We start from the raw sequence: 19620 nt of genomic DNA, 5'->3' as shown, positions 1-19620 counted from the left end.
TCGAACGGTGACACCAGTTCAACAACACTACCAGTTAAAGTAACCGTCACCGCTGTGGATGATGCTACGGTGACAGTAGCGGACACTGACAGCACAAATGAAGATACAACTTTAGCAGTTAATAAGTTAAATGGTGTATTAAGCAACGACAGTGATGCTGACCATGATCTTAATGTAAGTAGCTTTAACGTTGCAGGTAACTCTTATATGGCAGGGGAGGTAGCTGAACTTGATGCCGGCTCATTAACGTTGAGTGAAGATGGCAGTTATGAATTCATACCGACAGAGAATTGGAGCGGTGGTGTACCAGAAATAACTTACACTACTAATACGGGTTTTAGCAATACGTTAACCTTAAACGTTAATCCTGTTGCAGACCAACCAGGTTTCACCGTTAGCTTAGGTGATGTCTCTGTTGCGCCTATCTATATGAATTACGCTTATTATTCAAATCCTGAAAACCAGGACGCTAATATGCAGTTATTTGATGATACGCGATGGGATTGGAATATTAAGGGAACGAACTCTGACAGCGACAGTGTGGTATTTAACGGTAAATTTGATCCTTCGATAGTATTTAATTATGATCATAGTTGGGTCGGAGTGAAGTTCTCAGGCGAATCTCATTATATTCGAATTGCTGGCGGAAACGCAGTCGAGAAATTCATCTTTGATAACGGTGTTTACAGTTACAAAAATGGTTCATTTACTCTAGACCCGGCTGACAAATATGAAATTGAACTCAATATCGATGGCGCTGTTACAGATGGCAGTGAAGTCATTACTTCATACATAGTTTCTGATATTCCAAGTGGCGCATCTTTATCAGCAGGTACATTTAATGACGATAACGATACTTGGACGTTAGCTCCTGATGACGTTAAGGATGTTAAAATCATTAATGTTGAAATAGACGATTTACCATTTGATATTTCGGTTGAGATAAATGTTTCAGACACAGCGACCATTAATGGTGAAGAAGTAACAGATTCAAAAACATGGTCTGTTGATTTAACTGTCGATGCTTCTAATTTTTATTCTAATCTTTATTCTAATGTATCAGGCTCTAACGTCGACGATAATATTACAGGTACTGCTGGCAATGACGTGATTGTTGCAGATACACAGTATAATGAAGTTTTAGAGGGTGAAAATTACAATATTGCCTTTGTTCTTGATTCATCGGGGAGTATGAGTAATGATGATATTGCAACAACTAAAACACAGTTTACTGAGGTTATAAAAACTCTTTTAGGTAAAGTATCTGGGGATAATGCCGGTACAGTGAATATTTCATTGATTGATTTTGATACTGATGCAGTAAATGTTTTATCGTTAAACCTTAGTGATTATACTGAAACTAAATTAATCGAAGCGTTAGCCTCAATTAATCGTGGTGGTTGGACTAACTATGAAGCAGCTTTTGAATCGGCTGTCACGTGGTTTAATGACCCTTTAATAAGCGGTAATAGCGGTACGAATTTAACCTATTTTATCACTGATGGTGAACCTAACGCATATGTTGGCAATAATGGCACCACACATGTAAATAATACCTCTGCAGAGAATACCCGACAAACTAAGATAGCTTTTGATAAACTAGCGAATATTTCAGAAGTTGAAGCTATTTCAATTGGGGATACAACACATAGTCTTACGGACTATGATAGTGATGGTTCAGCTAGCCATAATATTAACGTCTCCGAACTTGCCGCAACGATTTTGAGCTCGACAGTACTCTCTACTCAAGGTGATGACACTATAAGTGGTGGTGAAGGGAATGATATTCTGTTTGGTGATTTAGCGCCCAATTCATTTGCTTTTGAAGATGGTTATACAGCGTTAAAAACCTATGTTGCAGGTGAAGTTGGTGTCAATGTTGACAATCTGAGTGTGTCAGATGTCCATCAATATATCCGCGAGAATCCAGATTCATTTAACGGCAATGAAGCCAATGATGGTGATGATAAGCTTATTGGTGGTACTGGCGACGATATCCTATTTGGTCAAGGGGGCGCTGATACCTTAATTGGTGGTGCTGGAAACGACATGCTGATTGGCGGGAGTGGTAATGATATACTCACTGGCGGTAGCGGTATCGATACCTTTGTCTGGTTAGACGGGGATGACGGCTCTGCTGCAGTCCGAACTGTTGATCTCATCACAGATTTTAATATTGATGAAGATAAACTGGATTTTAGTGATTTACTACAAGGCGTGGGTAGCGATGACCTAAGTCATTATTTAGATATGAGCTTTAAAAATGAAAGCGATGGTAGTGTTACGACGACGATCAATATTCATACCGAAGGTAATGGTTCTGGTATTAGCCAGGTTATCATTTTAGATAATGTTGACTTAAGTACAGCTTATAGTAATGTCGACCTTACCAGCCCGGAAGGTATAAACAGTATATTGAATGATCTTGATGATCCATTGGTCTTTTAGTAAATTTAACTTTTAGTCATTCAATAATGGTAGCTAAATATTAAGGAATTAATCGCAGTGAAGGCAGCAACGAATGCAACGTCAACACCACAGTGGAATATACATCCTTCTCAGCAGATGATTGAGGATCCACTGCTGGATTGTTTAATTTTACTGACTGAACACTTTGGCAATCCGTGTTCGGGCGATGCGTTGACGGCTGGTTTATCAATATCGGGCGCAAATTTGTTACCGGAATTGCTGCCTCAAGCTGCATCCCGAGCCGGGTTAAGTGCGAAATTAAGTCAAAAAGGACTGAATGAATTACCGCGCATGTTATTGCCGTGCATTTTACTGTTAAAAGACCAGCAAGCCTGTGTATTGCAAGAGTTAGATATAGATGCTGATAAAGCCGTTATTTCCATGCCGGAAACCGGTGGTGAGGCATTACTGACGATCGCTGAATTAGAAGCTATTTACGTGGGTTATTTGTTTTTAGTCAAGCAGCAATACCATGGTGATCGTGAATTTGATGTGCATCTGCACGACACTAAAGAGCATTGGTTATGGCAAACGGTGAAGTCGTCTAGTTCTATCTATCGTGATGTCATTATAGCGTCGGTATTAGTCAATTTATTTGCCTTAGTATCGCCATTATTTGTGATGAATGTGTACGATAAAGTGGTCCCTAATTTAGCGTTTGAATCACTTTGGGTATTAGCGATTGGTGCCATCGTCGCTTATGTTTTTGACTTTATCATGAAGCAACTACGTGGTTATCTTATTGATGTGGCCGGCAAGAAAATTGATTTAGAAACCTCCGCAAAACTGTTTTCCAAAGTCATTGGAATGCCATTAGAGAAACGCGCATCGAGTGTTGGTGGCATGGCCAAACAACTCAGCGAGTTTGACAGTGTGCGTGAGTTTTTATCCTCCGCGACAATTACTGCATTAGTTGATTTACCCTTTGCCATCTTGTTTATGGTCATTATTTGGTTAGTCGCTGGTGATTTAGCTATGTTCTCGGTGATAGCCACCTTACTGATTATTGGTTATACCTTGTTGATACAACCACGTTTACGTCATGCCATAGAAGAAGGGAATAAATTCTCGAGTTTACGTCATGGCCATTTAGTGGAAAGCCTATCTGTGCTTGAACTGATCAAAGCCAACGGCGCTGAAGGTGTGGTACAACAGAGCTGGCAACAAATGTTAGGGCATATATCAACTTGGCAGCTAAAGGCGAAAGTACTCACTAACTCCGTTGCTAATGTCGCTAGTTTGATTGTGCAAATCGCTGTCATTGGCGTTGTCGTATTAGGGGTGTACCGAGTCGCTGATAACCAAATATCGATGGGCGCAATTATTGCCGCGGTGATGTTATCCAGTCGCGCAATTTCCCCAATGGCGAAAATAGCGTCGTTAATGACGCGTTCTAATCAAACCATCAGCGCTATGCGTCAGCTCGATGCGATCATGGAACAAGTTGATGAGTTTGAAGATAAAGCCCACCTTGTTAGTCGCAGTAAGCTTGAAGGTAAGATTACGTTAGAACAACTGGGTTTTAGCTATCCTGACGTGGATAAACCAAGTTTATACCCTTTGTCTTTGCATATCCAACCGGGTGAAAAAGTTGCGATTATTGGTCGCAATGGTTCGGGTAAAAGTACCTTAGCTAAAGTATTGCTAGGTTTATATCAACCAACCACGGGAAGTTTGCAGTTTGATGGTATGAATCAACGGCAGATCCATCCCAGTGATCTGCGTCGTAACTTCGGTTATTTACCGCAAGATATCACGTTATTTCACGGTACCATTAAAGAAAATATTTTGTTTGGCGCCAAGCAAGTAACCGAATATCAATTGATCAGAGCCGTGCAGTTTTCAGGGGTAAACATGTTTACCGATCTTGATTCGCAAGGTCTCGATCAACAAGTTGGCGAGGGTGGTAAAGCCTTATCTCGCGGCCAACGTCAATCAATCGCCTTAGCGCGGGCGATCTTAAATGATCCACAGATTTTATTATTAGATGAACCTACCGCAAGTCTTGATGCGCGCGCGGAAAAACAGTTTATTAACTCAATGCAGGTTATTGCCAAAGATCGTACGTTATTATTGATTACCCATAAGATGCATTTACTGCAGTTAGTTGACCGGATTATCGTGTTGGATAAAGGGCGATTAGTCGCGGATGGTCCAAAAACGGTGATCCTCGAAAAACTGAAAAGTGGCGCTTTGGTCCCAGGAGCGACGCAATGAAAATAAGCAAACAAGATCTAGAGATGGCGGATGATGTTTATGGTGCGCTGTTAACGCAAAGTCCCCGTATTCATCGGTTAACCATATGGGCGTTGGCCGCCTTTGTGCTCAGCTTTATTGTCTGGGCCTATTTTGCCAAATTAGATCGGGTCGCAACCGGTATGGGCAAAGTAGTACCTTCTTCGCAAATACAAATTATTCAGAGTTTAGATGGCGGTATTTTACAGGAATTATATGTACGCGAAGGCGCATTCGTAACCAAAAATCAACCATTAGCACGTATTGACGATACCCGTTTTCGAGCCGATTTAGCGGAGCAACGTCAGGAAGTCGATAGCTTAAGGGCTGATATTATTCGTTTGCGCAGTGAATTGAATAGTATCTTGGTTGCTGATGTGCCGAATTGGCAGCTACAAATCAAGATCACCAAAACGGCACTTATTTTCCCTGATGATCTACAGCAAAACTTACCTTATTTAGTCACGCGTGAGCAAGATGAATACCACGCTCGATTAGACAGTTTAATCAATCTAGTCGCGATCCAAGGTCAACAGATCCAGCAGCGATTTGAAGAAAAGAAAGAGCTTAAATCAAAAATTAAAACCCTAGAAATCAGCTATAAATTGGCCTCGCGAGAGCTAGCGTTAACTCGGCCGTTAGCGAAGAAATACATTATATCAGAAGTAGAATTACTTAAATTAGAGCGTAGCGTTAATAGCATTAAAGGTGAGTTAAATTCGATTCGATTAATGGTACCAAAGTTACAATCAGTGATGGTTGAAGCGGTATTAAAGCGTCGAGAAGCGGTACTTAACTATCGTGAAGATGCGCGTGCAGAGCTCAATGAATTACAAAGTGAATTTTCTAGAATCACGGAAGCTAAAGTCGGGGCAGAAGATAAGGTTAACAAAGCCCTAATAGTATCACCGGTAGTCGGCACCATTAAAACGTTACATATTAATACATTAGGTGGTGTCGTACAGCCAGGTCAAGCATTGTTAGAGATAGTGCCGACAGAAGATAAATTATTAATTGAAGCCAAAATAAAACCGAAAGACATCGCCTTTGTCCACCTGGGATTAACAGCCGTGGTCAAAATAACCGCTTATGATTTCACTCGCTATGGTGGTTTAAAAGGCGTGGTTGAGCACATCAGTGCCGATACCACTCAAGATGAAGATGGTAATAGTTTTTATATTATTCGGGTTCGAACTGATATTTCAGATATTCAGGGCAATCATGACATGCCTATTATCCCCGGAATGATGACTTCTGTTGATGTCATGATCGGTAAACGCACTGTACTCGAATACATATTAAATCCAGTGTTGCGAGCCAAAGCGATGGCACTTAGGGAACTTTAAATTGCACATGAATGTATATAACAAGGAAAAAAAAATGCCAAGCCATGACTCTTTCTGTCAGCTGAAATTATTCACTAAAGGGTTACTTTACCCTGCGCTTATGTGTTCTGCGATTGGCTGGTCTGCAGCTGCTAATGCACAGTCTGTAGAGGAGGCTGTCGCGATGACTTTAAGTAGTCATCCTGATATCCGCATTGCTTTTACTAAATTCAAAGTACGTGAACAGCAAGTTCAACAAGCTGAAGCGGGTTATTTACCCAGTCTTAATGTGACAGGTGGTTATGGCTATGAATATACCAATAGTCCAGGGACCCGACGCAGTACTGATGGCGGGGATTCCGAGAGTTTAAATCGTGGTGAATTTGGGATCAGTCTTAAACAAAGTCTATTTAGTGGTTTTCAAACCAGCAGTGATATTAGTCGTACCAGTTATGCTGCCAGCGCGGAACAATGGCGATTATTCAGTACGGCTGAAGATGTCGCGTTAGATGTCACGAAAGTGTATACCAATTTACTTAAGAACCGACGTATTCTGGATCTATCTAAGCGCAATTTATCTACGCATAAAACTATTTTTGGCCAGATCCAAGAACGCACTAATTCTGGTCTTGGTAGTATTGCTGATTTATCACAAATTACCGGTCGGTTGGCTCGTGCGCAATCAAATGTTATTTCAGCAAAAAATAACTATTTAGACAGTGAAGCACAATTTATACGGGTGACGGATCAGCTACCAGATAATTTGGTCATTCCTATTCCTGATGTAGCATTATTACCAACAGATCGACAAGCTGGTATACGTACCGCACTTATTAACCATCCTGTAATTAAATCGTCGAATAATGATATTATCTCGGCGCGCTATCAACATGACGCGGCTAAATCCAACTACTATCCGAAAGTGACGTTTGAAGTTGATGCTAATTTTAACAACGATCTTGATGGTGAAGATGGCCATAATGGTATATCCGGAGTCGGCGGTCATAATAATGATGTAGTCGCTATGGTTCGCTTTTCTTATAACCTGTATTCTGGAGGTAAAGACAAAGCATTAGCCAAAGAAACTGCCTATAAAATTACCGAAGCGAATGAGATAAATCGCAGTGTACATCGCCAAATAACGGAAGGTTTTACCTTGGCCTGGAATGCTCACGAGTTACTTAATTTACAGATGCGCTACATCAAAGAACATGTCATTGCGTCGAAAGATTCGCAAGCTGCGTATGAGCAACAATTTAGACTGGATCAACGTAGTTTGCTGGATCTACTTGATACCGAAAATGAATTATTTGAAGCACGTAAAGAATACGTTGATGCTGAGTTTAACGAGATTGTAACTCAGTATCGCTTGTTAAACGCCACTGGCCAATTATTGGATTCGCTCAGGGTGACACGACCTGCTGTTTGGCAAGGTGAACATCAATACGAAGGAGGCGTTCAATAATGAAATTGTTAAGCATTTTTTTGATGAGTTTTTTGTTGTTAGGTTGTGAAACTATCGCGACAATAAAAGCCAATGTTGCAGCGCCATCAACCCCAACCGCGACGATAATGATGCCTGAACAAACACTGCAAAAGGATGACTTAAGTGATGATGATGCAGATGGGGTTATTACTTATCGCGAGCAGTGTTTAAATTCGGTGCTGGGTTCACAAGTTAACAATAGTGGCTGTGGTACTGATTCGGTTAATAAAGTGAGACAGGAATTAAAAATTAATTTTAGTAATAATTCAGCGGTGATCTTACCGCAATATTTTGCGGACATTAAAGCCCTATCTAACTTTATGCAGCGCTATCCTGGCTTAGACGTGCTTATTGAAGGGCATGCTAGTCGGCAAGGTAGCAGGGCGTTAAATATGGATTTATCACAACGCCGAGCACAAGCGGTGATGGACCTGTTGATTAATAAATTTGGTATCTCAACCTCACGTGTATCTGCGATTGGTTATGGTTTTGAACGCTTGCTTGATGAAAGCGATAGTCAGTTGGCACACCAACGTAATCGTCGCATTGTCGCTGAATTAAGTGGTGATAATTTAGTTAAAGATATGAAATGGACGATTTACAGTGTTGATAAAATACACTAGTTGTTGTTATCAGATTCGTAGTCCACGGGAGGACTTGTATCCGATTTGTTAAATTAACAGTGATGCTGATGTTATTGATGATCTTTGGTTTACCTGCTAAATCGGTATCTAAACTTAACAATCAGAAAATTGTGGCGGCGCTTAATGATAATTATGGTCAACGTGCAGCGCAGCGAGGCCGTGCTTGGCTGGCGATTATGGCGAATTCGGGAGGTGCCTCTACCGTAGATAAATTGGCTAAGATAAATAGATTTTTTAACCAATTACAGTTTATTGATGACAGTAAACTGTGGGGGGTTGAAAATTATTGGGCCACACCGATCGAGTTTATCGGGGTAAACGGTGGGGACTGTGAAGACTTTGCCATCGCAAAGTATTTTAGCTTGTTAGAGCTAGGTATTGCTGATGAAAAAATGCGGATCACTATGGTTAAATCATTAACGCTCAATCAATATCATATGGTGGTTGCCTATTATCCGACCCCTGGCGCGGTACCACTGATTTTGGATAATATTGACGGTGAGATAAAACCCGCAGATCAACGCAATGACTTGCTGCCGGTATACAGTTTTAATGGTAAACAGTTATGGCTAAATAAAGAAAAAGGCCAAGGGGTTTTGGCTGGTAAATCACAACGTTTAAAACGTTGGAGTAATTTAAATCAGCGTATGGGCTTGTCAAATTTAAAGCAAGCAAAGCTGAGTTTGGAGTAATGTAAATGACCTTGTTTAAACAGATCTATTCGTTGTTATTTGGCCTTTTTGTGTTGGTGATGACAAGTTTAGCCTATTTTCAGTTTACTGAAACGCGTGACTTTATGGCTAATCAAATGGAGTCCGAGCTGAATAATGCCAGTACTTCGTTAAGTTTGATGCTAAAACCACATTTACAAACTGGCGATATGGTCGCTGCTGAAACCTTAGTCAACGTGATCTTTGAAGGGGGCTTTTACCGTAAGGTCAGTTTGACTTGGTTAGCAGATCAGCAGGTTCAAGTGTGGGAAAACCCGATCGTGGTGGAAGGGGTGCCGCAATGGTTTATTGACTTGGATTTATTTACTAGCCAAAGCAGTGAAAGTGTTATCACATCTGGCTGGTTGCAGCTGGCTAATTTGAAGATTGAAGCGCATCCCGGTTTGGGATATCAAGAGTTGTGGCGAGTCATGAACAATACTTTATTAGTGATATCGGTATTGTTTTTACTGTCTATTTTAGTACTACATTTTAGGTTAAAGATATTATTAACACCGCTGAACGAGATCGCTATTCACGCCAGTGAGATTGCACAGCGGGTATTTAACCCGGATATGGTGTTACCAAAAACGGCCGAATTGAAAACCGTTGTTGAGGCTATTAACTCGATGTCTGGTCAACTTAAGCAAGTCTTTAATACGTTAGATAACGAAGTAGATAGTTTACGTCGTGATAATTTGATTGATGGTGTGTCTAATTTACCCAATCGTCAGTACCTCACTGGACAGATGAGTAGTTGGTTAACCGATCCCGGTTATGGTGGTTTGTTATTGGTGAAGATGGATTGGCTGGAGGAGATACACAGTAAATACGGTTATCAAGTTCGCGATGAAACCATTCGGGTTTTGGCCCTGCAGATGCAAAAGCAGTTACCATCGATAGCTGAAAGTGTGATTGCTCGTATCGCTAACACTGAGTTTGCTTTATTGATCACTAAGGGTGAGCGTCAGGACATCAATTTGTATTTACAAGCATTGATCCGTTTGATTAATCAAGAGATGTCAAAAGCAGGTTGTGTCCCAAACCGTGGCTTTTCCATTGGTGTTACAGAGCGCGACGGTGATATGCAAGCCAGCGATTTATTATCACAGGCTGATAATGCCTTGCAGCATGCGGCGACTGCCAATAAAGCCAGTAGTTGGTTTGATAGCCAGCATCTACAAGAGTTTAACCGCGAGCTGTGGCGTGATCGTTTAGTCACCGCCATTAATCAAAACCAGTTTGTATTTCAGTGGCAGTCAGTGTTGGATTGTGAGACTAATGAGGTATTACAGCGTGAGTTATATTGCCGATTAAATATTGATGGTAAACAAGTGCGGGCGGGTCAATTTATGCCGTATGTCGAATTACTGTCATTGGGTAGTCAGCTCGACCGATGCTTATTGGAATCAGTTGTTAAACAGGGTATTTTGAATATAAATAACGAACCTGTGGCGGTGAATCTGACTCATGATAGCTTACAGGATCCTGAATTTCATACTTGGCTTGCGGCATTTTTACAGAAAACGCAATTTGCCGAACAAATTTATTTTGAGATCCCTGAGATGGCTGCGAACAATAATTTAGCTGAATGTATACAGCTAGCAGAATTGATCCGTGCAGGCGGTGCGCAGCTTGGTATTGACCATTGTGGTCGACAAATGGGCTCGTTAAATTATTTACAGCAGTTAAAACCGCATTATGTAAAACTGGATCAATCGTTGGCCTTTTACACTAATAACCAGCAGAATAATGAGTTATGTCGTGCGTTAGTGAATATTGCCAAAGGACTTAATATTGAGGTGATCATGACTGCGATTGAAAATCAGCAACAATTAGAGCAGATCCAGTCATTACGAACCTCTGGTTATCAAGGTTATATTTCAGCCCCTACAGATGTGATTAGTGCGGCTAGTATGAGTTAGCTATATAAGATAGATGTGTTCGACGACGAATCGAAAGTATTAAAAACGCCAAAGTATCGAATACGATGCTTTGGCGTTTTATTAATTAACGACGGTCATTTTAAGAATAATTAGATCTTTAAGATTGCTTTTTTCTTCAAGCTATATTCTTCTTCGGTAATAATACCTTCTTTATATAGCGTGTTTAAAGCTCGAATAGATTCAAAAATTTTAATTAATTCGGCTTCTTCCGCTGCTTTATTGCTTTCAATTACTTGGGCTGTTTTTGCTGTCACTGTGATGTTGTCGATGCTTGCATATTCACCCACGGTAAAGCCAGTTTCATTTTTTAATGAAGTATAACCGTTACCGTCATAAACAGTGTCAATCTCATTACCTTCAAAGCGAACATAGTAGTGAATAAGATTGTTGTTACTGCCAGATAGATATTTGTATACCGCTTTACCTGGGATACCGACTTCTGCTACCCAAGCATGCCATTTGATACCGCCACCAAGACCAGCAAGTGATGGTTTTGAGCGATAAAATTTCATCGGTTCGCTAATTACATACTCAGCCACTTCAGGATTATTCAACTCTTGTGCAAAGTAATCCTTAATGGTTTGTTGATACGCTTGTGGCGCAGGGCCAAACTCAGTATCAGCATTAAGTTTTTCGATATTACCTGCACAGCCCGAGGCTAATACTGGTAACGCGATAACCAATAATAATTTACGCATTTTTTTGCTGATCATTTTCATAACTATTCCCTGATGTCGTACAAATTGTTTTGTTTACATTGTTTGTTTACATTGTTTGTTTAAAGCAATGTAAACAGGTCGTTTATTGTGTTTCACCATACAGGAATGAGATTAGTTTTCAAATTTAAATATATTTTTCCTGACCTTATACCACTACAGTTCAAATAATACATCCGTGCGGATAATATATTTGGTCCCGTTATAGATAGGCTCTGAGCTGTGGATACAGTGCAAAGGGTGCATGCCATGAGGGAAGCAAAGGATACTGCCGGCAGGCGTGCGTATATCCACTTCTGCAACCTGATCGCCACGGCGGGCTGGTTGGCTTGGCTCATTAGCATTGACTAAAAATCGGGTAGCGCCACCGTCAAAATCTTCAGTGAGTAAGATTAAAAATGTTAGTTGGCTAAAACGATCACCATAGGCATCCGCAATTAATTGATTATTAATTACTCGACTGCCCGGCCAAGAACCATCTGAATGGGGCTTAAAGTAATCGCCTTTATTATAACGGTAAAAGCGAAAACGAGCGTTAATGCCTAAGGCTGCTTTATTCGCGAATATACCTTGGTCATCAGCCATTAAATGTTTAATCCGAGCCCAAATGATACTGTCAGTTTGTTCATCGACGACCCACGTTAGACTGTCGTTATGGCGAACATCACGAGGCAGTGACACTGCGGCATCGGGTAAGTAGCCCATTGACTCACTAACGTCAATAAGGCGTTGGCATTCTTCTTTCGAAAATACATTCAGCAATTGAAATGCGCCGGGTACTCCTGCTACATTTATTTTTGTTATCTTGTTTGTGCTGACCGCTGATAGCGCCGCTAAATTTGCTTTGCTGTTAGCCCAAGTTGGTAGCGCTGGGTGCTCTGCGCCTGGTTCATACGCAGCAACGAAAAAATCAGTATTGTCTGAGTTAATACGTTTGGATGCAATATTCACGGATTCAGCCGTTATGGATCTAGTATTCATTCTATCTATCCTTTGTTACTTTTTTAAAAGGGCTGTGTGTTATTTACTGATAACGCGTATTTGGGAAAACTGGCGATGACCAGCAGCTGAACCGTGGAAACCAAAGCCACTTTGTTTTGCTCCTACCCAAGGCGCATTACCACCACCGACACCTTGATTTACGCCAACCATGCCAGCTTCAAGTTGCTGTGCTACGGCATTGGCTCCTTGGCCACCAAAAACGACTGCACCCAGTCCATAAGGGCTGTCGTTTGCGCGAGAAATAGCCTCATCAATATGCTTAAAATGGCTGATGGCAACGACAGGAGCAAATGTTTCATCTTGCTCTAAACGCATATCTGGGGTGATCCCCGTGACAACGGTTGGCTGAATGAAGGGCTGTGGGTAATCATCGCTACCGAGTAATAGCTTCGCGCCTTTGGCCGTTGCATCCTGCAATTGTGATAACACATTTTCATGTTGTTTAGGATTGACAATTGGACCTATATTTACGTTCGGTTTATCCCAAGCTCCGACTTGATATTGACGGGCGAGTGCCACCACCTTGTGTTCAAATTCAGCTGCAATACGGGCATCGACATAAACGCGTTCGGTTGATGTACACATTTGTCCAGCGTTCTCAAATGAACTGGCTACTGCAAATTGCACGGCCGCATCTATATCCGCGCTGGCCATGACGATCATTGGATCATTACCGCCAAGCTCCATCACCAGACGTTTCAACTGGGGTGCGGCATTCGCCATAATATGTTTACCCGCAGCCATAGAACCGGTAAACGCAACCATATTTATATTGCTGGCAACCAGAGCTTGGCCGGTTTGTTTATCACCCTGAGCCAGCTGTAACACGCCTTTCGGTAATACTTGATTCAGGGTGTTAACAAATAGGTCTGCGACTAATGGTGTTTCTTCTGAGGGCTTTAAAATGACACTATTACCGGCAATCAACGCTGGCATTAATAAGTTGTTCGCCATTGCTAGTGGATAATTCCAAGGCGAGATAACGGCGACAATACCCAGTGGGCGATATTGTAGCTCGGTGCCACGATCAAGACGCTCAGTTGTGAGAGCTTGGGCAATTTCATTGGCAAAATAACTGGCACTTTGAATGGTACCACCTGCTTCATAGGTAGCACGGCGGTAGTCTTTCCCCATTTCTTTACTAATAAGCGTCGCCAGTTGGTTTTGTACTGGTTCTAGTCGTTGATAGGCTTTGATTACAAGAGTCTGGCGTTCGGTTAATGATAGCGCTGCCCATTGTTTTTGTGCTTTATTTGATTCATTGATTAATGCTGGTATCTGTTCGGCGGTGGTGATAGCCACTGACCCTAAGGCTTTACGTGTATGGGCATCGTAAGAGGTTAATGTTTGCATGGTGGCTAATTCCTGAGTCATGATTAAATTTAATTAGTATGTTTTAGGTGTATTTTGCTACTCTGGGATATAAAAGCAACCAGTATACTTTTAGTAACCTTGTGGGGAATGATGAAAACAACTGTAGAAACAATGGCTAATGGTCATAAAAAAGTTATAAATCCGTGTGACGAACCTTGCTCTGTTGAGCGTGGCATGCGAATGTTGGGCGGAAAATGGAAAGCATCAATACTTTGGCACCTACAAGATGGCCCTGTGCGTTTCAATGATTTATCCCGTATGTTAGGTGGTGCCAGCAAAAAGATGGTTGATCAACGCTTAAAAGAGTTAGAAAGCCAAGGTTTGGTCATACGTGAAGTGATCAGTGATAGACCGATTGCGGTAACCTATGAAATTACCGAGTTTGGCCGTACCGCGCTGGATATTTTAAAACGCTTAAAAGAGTGGTCTGAAGAGCATGGGATATAAATTTACATTTACATTAGAGCGCTAGGTATAGGTAGTTAAAACCGTTAAATATCAGCGGTGTTTTTTACGATGATATTTGGTAAATACAAAAAATAAGGGAGGTCATCGTACCGATTATTAAATACAACTATTACCGTTTTTGCCGTTGTTGCTATTATTGCCATTGCCATTGCCATTGCCATTGCCATTGCCATTGCCATTGTCATTGTCATTGTTGTTACAGTTGTTGTCATTATTACCGTTCTCTGCGGGATCTGACGTTACAATTAGCGACGTCAATTCAGAGATGTTATTACTTGCCCCCGAACCTAATGCAATAAAACCTGAAGCGAGACTACTCACGACTAAAGCACCAGCGAGGGCATATTCTACTGCGGTTAAACCTTGTTCATCATGGATGAAATTGTCAATGAATTTGACTAGTTCCCGCATATTTACGCCCTCGTTTTAATGCCCCTCTAATAATGAATGTAAGATGAGCATGATAGTCCAAACATAGTGTAGTTTATCTTTGTTCGCCAATGTTAACGCTCACTGACGCATAGCAGCTTAAATAAACAGGATAAATCTAAAGCAATTTTAATGCTGTATGTTGTTCAAATGCTGTTAAATTTTCTTGGGTAATTGCCTGTCTGATTACGTACGCTTGATCATCGTCTACTAATAGTTCGGCTGCAATTGGTCGGCTGTTATAGCTGTTACTCATTACCGCACAATAAGCACCCGTATATAAGAAACACATCAAGTCACCAGCGGCTAAATCATTTGGTAGTTGCGCGGACTTAGCAAATGTATCCGTGCTTTCACAAATGGGACCGACAACATCATAACTGTTCAATTGTGCTGTTGAAGGTACTTGTTCTTGTAATGGCAATTGTACGGGAATTAATGCGTGTGTTGCCTGATATAACGCAGGGCGCATTAAATCATTCATTGCTGCATCTAATACGATAAAGGATGTTGGCTGGCTTTCTTTTATATAGGTTATTTCACTCACCATTACACCGATATCTGCCACTAATGAGCGTCCCGGCTCAATGCTAATTCGTCCCTGCCAATCGGCTAGGGCAGATGTTATCGCGTTGGAAAAATCATTAAATGTTAAATAATCGGATTCTGATCCACCTGTATTGCTGGTAAGCATTTGGTGGTCTTTATATTGAACGCCAAAACCACCACCGAGATCAAGTTGGGTTAGGGTGTAACCTTGTGTCTTAAGCTCGCTTATTAATGTCTGTATTTTGGCGATAGCATCTAAGTAGGGCGCTGTTGTATGTATTTGTGAGCCGATGTGCATTGCTAGTCCATTTACTTGCAAGAACGGTGAGTGCTCGGCAGCGACTAACATAGGTAATACATCGTCAAAGTTAACCCCAAACTTGTTACCTTTAGCGCCGGTAGTGATGTTTTTATGTGTATCGACAGTGATTTCAGGGTTGACGCGAATAAGCGTTGAGACCAATTGCTGGTGCTTATTCGCGATTGTGATTAATACCGCTAATTCTTCTTTAGATTCAAGGTTAAATTGTCCGACGCCAGCAAGCACTGCGGCGGTGAGTTCTGCTGTCGTTTTCCCCACGCCTGAAAAAACAATATCTTGGGCATCGAACCCTGCACTGAGTGCTCGGTGCATTTCGCCGATAGAAACAATATCAACACCGAGTCCTTGCTCAGCGACAATGCGTAATAATGACAGGTTACTATTCGCTTTCATGGCGTAGTGAATATGGATGTTTTCTGGTTCAAATGCGGCTTTGCAAGCATGGATATTATTAAGTAATGCGGCTTTAGAGTAACAGTAAAAAGGTGTAGCTACTTGGGACGCTAACTGCTGAATGGATACATTTTCTAGCCATAATGCTTGCTGTTGTGCATTCGGTAAATAACGCAGTTGAGGGGTTAATTGTGTCATGGCTTAAATCCTTTTGTTGATGAACCAATAGGATAATTAAGCGAGAGATTATGCACAATGTGAAAAATAACGTTTTGACATGACAAAATATCGTTATTTCGGTGATTTTGTCTGCCGTGGGTTTAACTTGGTTAAAGCGATTAAGCAGTGTAAAGTGGCTGTTTTATAAATATAAACAGAGCGACTTATGGATAAGTTCGATCAAGCTATTATTGATGCACTCGTGGCTAATTCTCGACGTTCAATTGCCAGCATTGGTGAGGATATTGGATTATCGCGTACAGCTGTGAATGATCGGATCCAACGCTTGAAAGATTCTGGCGTTATCCTACGTTATACCATCGATGTGAGCCGTGGTGATGAGACAAAAGTGGCAGTTTATTTTCAACTGACATTTAGACCTTTCGATGCCAAGTCAATTGCGCCGTATTTACAAGGTATTAGTGAAATAACTCGCGCACATACTTTGTGTGGTGATACCGATTTAATCGTATATATAGAAGCGGAATCAATGACACGCGTTTCGCAGATTAGAGAGTTACTTGCCGCATTACCTGATCTGGATAAGCTCCAAACATTTAGCGTGTTAGATACGTTAATTTAGTTTTACCTTACCTTACGGAGGCTAGCTGGAATAACAGTACGTCTCTTTCTTTACCCTAATTTACGATATATCCAGCCTAATCATTCTTTATAATGACTTTGTTATGTTATAACATACGGTGGTGTGTTGAAAATCATTATTTTTGTATGGAAATATGGTTTTTCGACTATTTGGCGTTTACTGTTTGAGAGTTGAAATGATGTTTTTATATGTATTAAAATCAAAGTACATAGGGCGCTTATTGCAAGTGGCTATTATGCTCATGGGTGCATTAATGAGTATGAATAGTACTGCTCATCCACACTCGTGGATTGATATGAAAACAGAGATCCAAGGAGATGGAAAACAGATCACTGGATTTTCGATGACATGGGAGTTTGATGCAATGACCTCTGCTTATATGTTAGATGGAGAAGATCTCTCTGCTAAAAATAAAGCACAGACGTTACAGGATCTCGCTGATTCTATTATGACAAATATGACAACTAATCATTATCTTACCTATTTTTATGAAGGGGGGAAGCCAGTTAAGTATGCACTAGCGAAACAGGGTACTTTAGTGCAAGACAAAATAAAGGCGACGCTACAGTTTTATCTACCGTTAGCAAAGCCTCTTGTGTTATCTGATAAATCACTCAGGTTGCTTATTTATGATCCAAGTTATTATGTTGATATGAGTTGGCCTGCAAAAAATGCAATTCAGCTCTCGCCGGAATTGAGTCAATATTGTACATTGTCTCTTATTGCCGCGACACCGACGTCTGAACAACTTGCGTATGTTATGTCATTACCTGTGGATGCTGCGAGAGATGGTGCGATTGGCGAATTATTCACTCAATCTGCCATTATCAACTGCCAACCTTAACGTTACTTTTATACGAGGATAAATAATGACACCGTTAGTTTCGAATAGCCGAATGGCTAAGGAAAATACAAATAAGTCGCTTTTGTTACCGATGCTGCGTTTCGTTGGCATGATTTCTTTATTTTTTGTTTTAGGTTATGTGCTTTGGCAGGTTTGGCCAACACTTATTACCACTGGTATGCAGTGGCAAAAACAGATAAATAATGAGTTGAGTGAATTATTACACGCCGCTAAAAATGAAAGTTTAATGGCAGGGTTATCACTGATTGGACTTAGTTTTATGTATGGCGTTTTGCATTCAGTTGGTCCAGGCCATGGCAAATTGATCGTGACAACTTATATTGCGACACAAGACGCTAAAGTGAAGTTAAGCCTTATTATCACGCTTCTGTCTTCGCTTGTGCAGGCCTTCGTTGCTGTGGGGCTAGTATCTGTATTATTAATGCTATTTGATGCATCGATGCGTGAAGTTAATCAGCAAGCAGAACTGCTCATTCCATTAAGTTTTTATACTGTCATTTTATTAGGTATTGTTATTATTTTTCGTAACTTAGTCTTGATGTATCGTGTAATTAAAAAGCACAAGGATACAGAAAATCAAGGCGTATCGAATGGCTCTGATATGGTGATTAAACGATTAACACTGGTTACACAGCCGGTATCTGCTGCTAAGTATGCCGCACCAGCAAGTTCATTGCTTGTTGATGACCATGAACATCATGATAATTGTGGCTGTGGACATCAACATGTTGTGGCACCTGAGCTAATTAACGATGCCTCTTCATTTAAAGAGTATTTGGCTATTATTTTGAGCATTGGTATTCGTCCTTGTACGGGCGCTATTATGGTGTTGTTATTTGCTAATATGCTTGATATTTATTGGCTTGGTATTGTCAGTGCTGTGGTAATGGCGTTAGGTACTGCACTTACCACATCGACGATTGCGATAATGACTATTACCGGTAAGCAAGCCGTAAGACGTTATTTAGCGACAGGAAAGCGTAATAAAGGGCCGAAAAATGGACTGAATATAACTCAGTTTATCGTGCCGATTATTGGTGGTTTGTTATTAATATTACTGGGTACGTTATTACTTGAATCGAGACCTGTAGGTATGTCCCCGCTGTTTTAATTGTTTAATCTAATGATAAAAGCCCGAACACTTATGTGTCGGGCTTTTTTATGGCTATATCCACGCTAGTCTTTAGTTAGCATCTTGAGATAGTGTGGGTATAGATATATATTTTACTTGTGTAATGCATTGACGATCGTATCAACATTATATTGCATCATTTGTAAGTAGGTAGCTGCCGGTTCGTCCGCGCTAGACAATGCATCTGAATACAGTTTACCGCCAACTTTCACTCCTGTTTCACGGCTTATCTGTTCAATTAGACGATTATCAGCGATGTTTTCCATAAATACAGCGTTTACGTTGTCGTGACGAATTTGTTTAATTAACGCGGCTACATCCGCTGCGCTTGCTTCTGATCCGGTACTGGTTCCTTGCGGAGCTAAGAAGGTCACATTAAAGTCACGCGCGAAGTAACCAAATGCGTCATGTGGGGTGATCACTTTACGCTGCGTTTCTGGTATCGTCGCAAGTTGAGCATTTATTTTTAATTCTAATTTATCTAATTTTTGAATGTAGTCTTTCGCATTTTTTTGATAGTCATCTGTATTCGCAGGGTCGACTTGAATCAAGCCTTTTGCGATATTGTGTACGTAAACTTTCACATTTTTTATGCTATGCCACGCATGGGGATCAATATCCCCATGGTCATGATGTGCATGTTCGTCGTCGTGATGTGCATGTTCGTCGTCATGATGTTCATGTTCGTCGTCGTGATGTTCATGTTCGTCGTCATGGTGTTCATGTTCGTCG

Annotated in this window: 17 protein-coding genes; 11 read left to right on the top strand and 6 right to left on the bottom strand. The window is 41.0% G+C overall.

Features of this window, described 5'->3' with window-relative positions; translation table 11 throughout:
• The 7 genes from HRT96_RS21370 to HRT96_RS21340 all read left to right on the top strand — a co-directional run.
• On the top strand, nt 1–2448 hold a 2448-nt coding region (locus HRT96_RS21370; protein WP_293160631.1), incomplete at its 5' end, for a type I secretion C-terminal target domain-containing protein.
• 51 nt (nt 2449–2499) lie between these two features.
• Nucleotides 2500–4686 (top strand): type I secretion system permease/ATPase, encoded by a 2187-nt coding sequence (locus HRT96_RS21365; RefSeq protein WP_293160633.1) that lies wholly within the window; start codon nt 2500–2502, stop codon nt 4684–4686.
• Nucleotides 4683–6050 carry an HlyD family type I secretion periplasmic adaptor subunit gene (locus HRT96_RS21360; protein ID WP_293160629.1) on the top strand — a complete coding sequence of 456 codons (1368 nt, stop codon included), beginning with the start codon at nt 4683–4685 and terminating at the stop codon, nt 6048–6050. The genes HRT96_RS21365 and HRT96_RS21360 overlap by 4 nt, the downstream gene beginning before the upstream one ends.
• Nucleotides 6051–6084: 34 nt before the next feature.
• Nucleotides 6085–7494, top strand: coding sequence for a TolC family outer membrane protein (locus tag HRT96_RS21355; RefSeq protein WP_293160627.1), 1410 nt, complete (start codon nt 6085–6087; stop codon nt 7492–7494).
• Nucleotides 7494–8138 (top strand): OmpA family protein, encoded by a 645-nt coding sequence (locus tag HRT96_RS21350; protein ID WP_293160625.1) that lies wholly within the window; start codon nt 7494–7496, stop codon nt 8136–8138. The genes HRT96_RS21355 and HRT96_RS21350 overlap by 1 nt, the downstream gene beginning before the upstream one ends.
• Nucleotides 8139–8206: 68 nt before the next feature.
• Nucleotides 8207–8851 carry a transglutaminase-like cysteine peptidase gene (locus tag HRT96_RS21345; RefSeq protein ID WP_293160623.1) on the top strand — a complete coding sequence of 215 codons (645 nt, stop codon included), beginning with the start codon at nt 8207–8209 and terminating at the stop codon, nt 8849–8851.
• A 5-nt stretch (nt 8852–8856) separates the two neighbouring features.
• On the top strand, nt 8857–10794 hold the full coding sequence (locus HRT96_RS21340) for an EAL domain-containing protein (RefSeq protein WP_293160621.1): 1938 nt from the start codon (nt 8857–8859) through the stop codon (nt 10792–10794).
• Between the two features lie 110 nt (nt 10795–10904).
• On the opposite strand, the gene HRT96_RS21335 is transcribed toward HRT96_RS21340, so the two are convergent.
• From HRT96_RS21335 to HRT96_RS21325, 3 genes are all read right to left on the bottom strand, one after another.
• Nucleotides 10905–11534 carry an SHOCT domain-containing protein gene (locus tag HRT96_RS21335; protein ID WP_293160619.1) on the bottom strand — a complete coding sequence of 210 codons (630 nt, stop codon included), beginning with the start codon at nt 11532–11534 and terminating at the stop codon, nt 10905–10907.
• Nucleotides 11535–11687: 153 nt separating this feature from the next.
• The gene (locus HRT96_RS21330; RefSeq protein WP_293160617.1) at nt 11688–12512 is read right to left on the bottom strand and encodes a 2OG-Fe(II) oxygenase; all 825 of its coding nucleotides are present in this window, start codon (nt 12510–12512) and stop codon (nt 11688–11690) included.
• Nucleotides 12513–12551: 39 nt separating this feature from the next.
• Nucleotides 12552–13886 carry an aldehyde dehydrogenase family protein gene (locus HRT96_RS21325; RefSeq protein WP_293160615.1) on the bottom strand — a complete coding sequence of 445 codons (1335 nt, stop codon included), beginning with the start codon at nt 13884–13886 and terminating at the stop codon, nt 12552–12554.
• Nucleotides 13887–13997: 111 nt separating this feature from the next.
• On the opposite strand from HRT96_RS21325, the gene HRT96_RS21320 reads away from it, so the two are divergent.
• Nucleotides 13998–14354, top strand: a complete 357-nt coding sequence (locus HRT96_RS21320) for a helix-turn-helix domain-containing protein (protein ID WP_006033928.1) — start codon at nt 13998–14000, stop codon at nt 14352–14354.
• Between the two features lie 117 nt (nt 14355–14471).
• On the opposite strand, the gene HRT96_RS21315 is transcribed toward HRT96_RS21320, so the two are convergent.
• Nucleotides 14472–14786 (bottom strand): hypothetical protein, encoded by a 315-nt coding sequence (locus HRT96_RS21315; protein ID WP_293160613.1) that lies wholly within the window; start codon nt 14784–14786, stop codon nt 14472–14474.
• A gap of 136 nt (nt 14787–14922) precedes the next feature.
• Nucleotides 14923–16266, bottom strand: a complete 1344-nt coding sequence (gene lysA, locus HRT96_RS21310; RefSeq protein ID WP_293160611.1) for a diaminopimelate decarboxylase — start codon at nt 16264–16266, stop codon at nt 14923–14925.
• Between the two features lie 187 nt (nt 16267–16453).
• Between lysA and HRT96_RS21305 the strand changes: the two genes are divergently transcribed.
• The 3 genes from HRT96_RS21305 (at nt 16454) to HRT96_RS21295 (ending at nt 18867) form a co-directional block, all read left to right on the top strand.
• On the top strand, nt 16454–16870 hold the full coding sequence (locus HRT96_RS21305; RefSeq protein WP_293160609.1) for an Lrp/AsnC family transcriptional regulator: 417 nt from the start codon (nt 16454–16456) through the stop codon (nt 16868–16870).
• Between the two features lie 196 nt (nt 16871–17066).
• A complete protein-coding gene (locus HRT96_RS21300) occupies nt 17067–17735 on the top strand; it encodes a DUF1007 family protein (protein ID WP_293160607.1) in 669 nt (222 codons plus the stop codon).
• Between the two features lie 25 nt (nt 17736–17760).
• Nucleotides 17761–18867 carry a nickel/cobalt transporter gene (locus HRT96_RS21295; RefSeq protein ID WP_293160605.1) on the top strand — a complete coding sequence of 369 codons (1107 nt, stop codon included), beginning with the start codon at nt 17761–17763 and terminating at the stop codon, nt 18865–18867.
• Nucleotides 18868–18980: 113 nt separating this feature from the next.
• On the opposite strand, the gene HRT96_RS21290 is transcribed toward HRT96_RS21295, so the two are convergent.
• Nucleotides 18981–19620, bottom strand: a 640-nt coding sequence (locus HRT96_RS21290; protein ID WP_293160603.1) for a zinc ABC transporter substrate-binding protein, incomplete at its 5' end; no start/stop codon positions are given.

Origin of the sequence: Moritella sp., from assembly GCF_013215705.1 — a bacterium.
In the GTDB taxonomy this organism is placed as follows: domain Bacteria; phylum Pseudomonadota; class Gammaproteobacteria; order Enterobacterales; family Moritellaceae; genus Moritella.
Note: the sequence above shows the minus strand (reverse complement) of the source record. Positions and strands in the feature narration are given on the sequence as shown.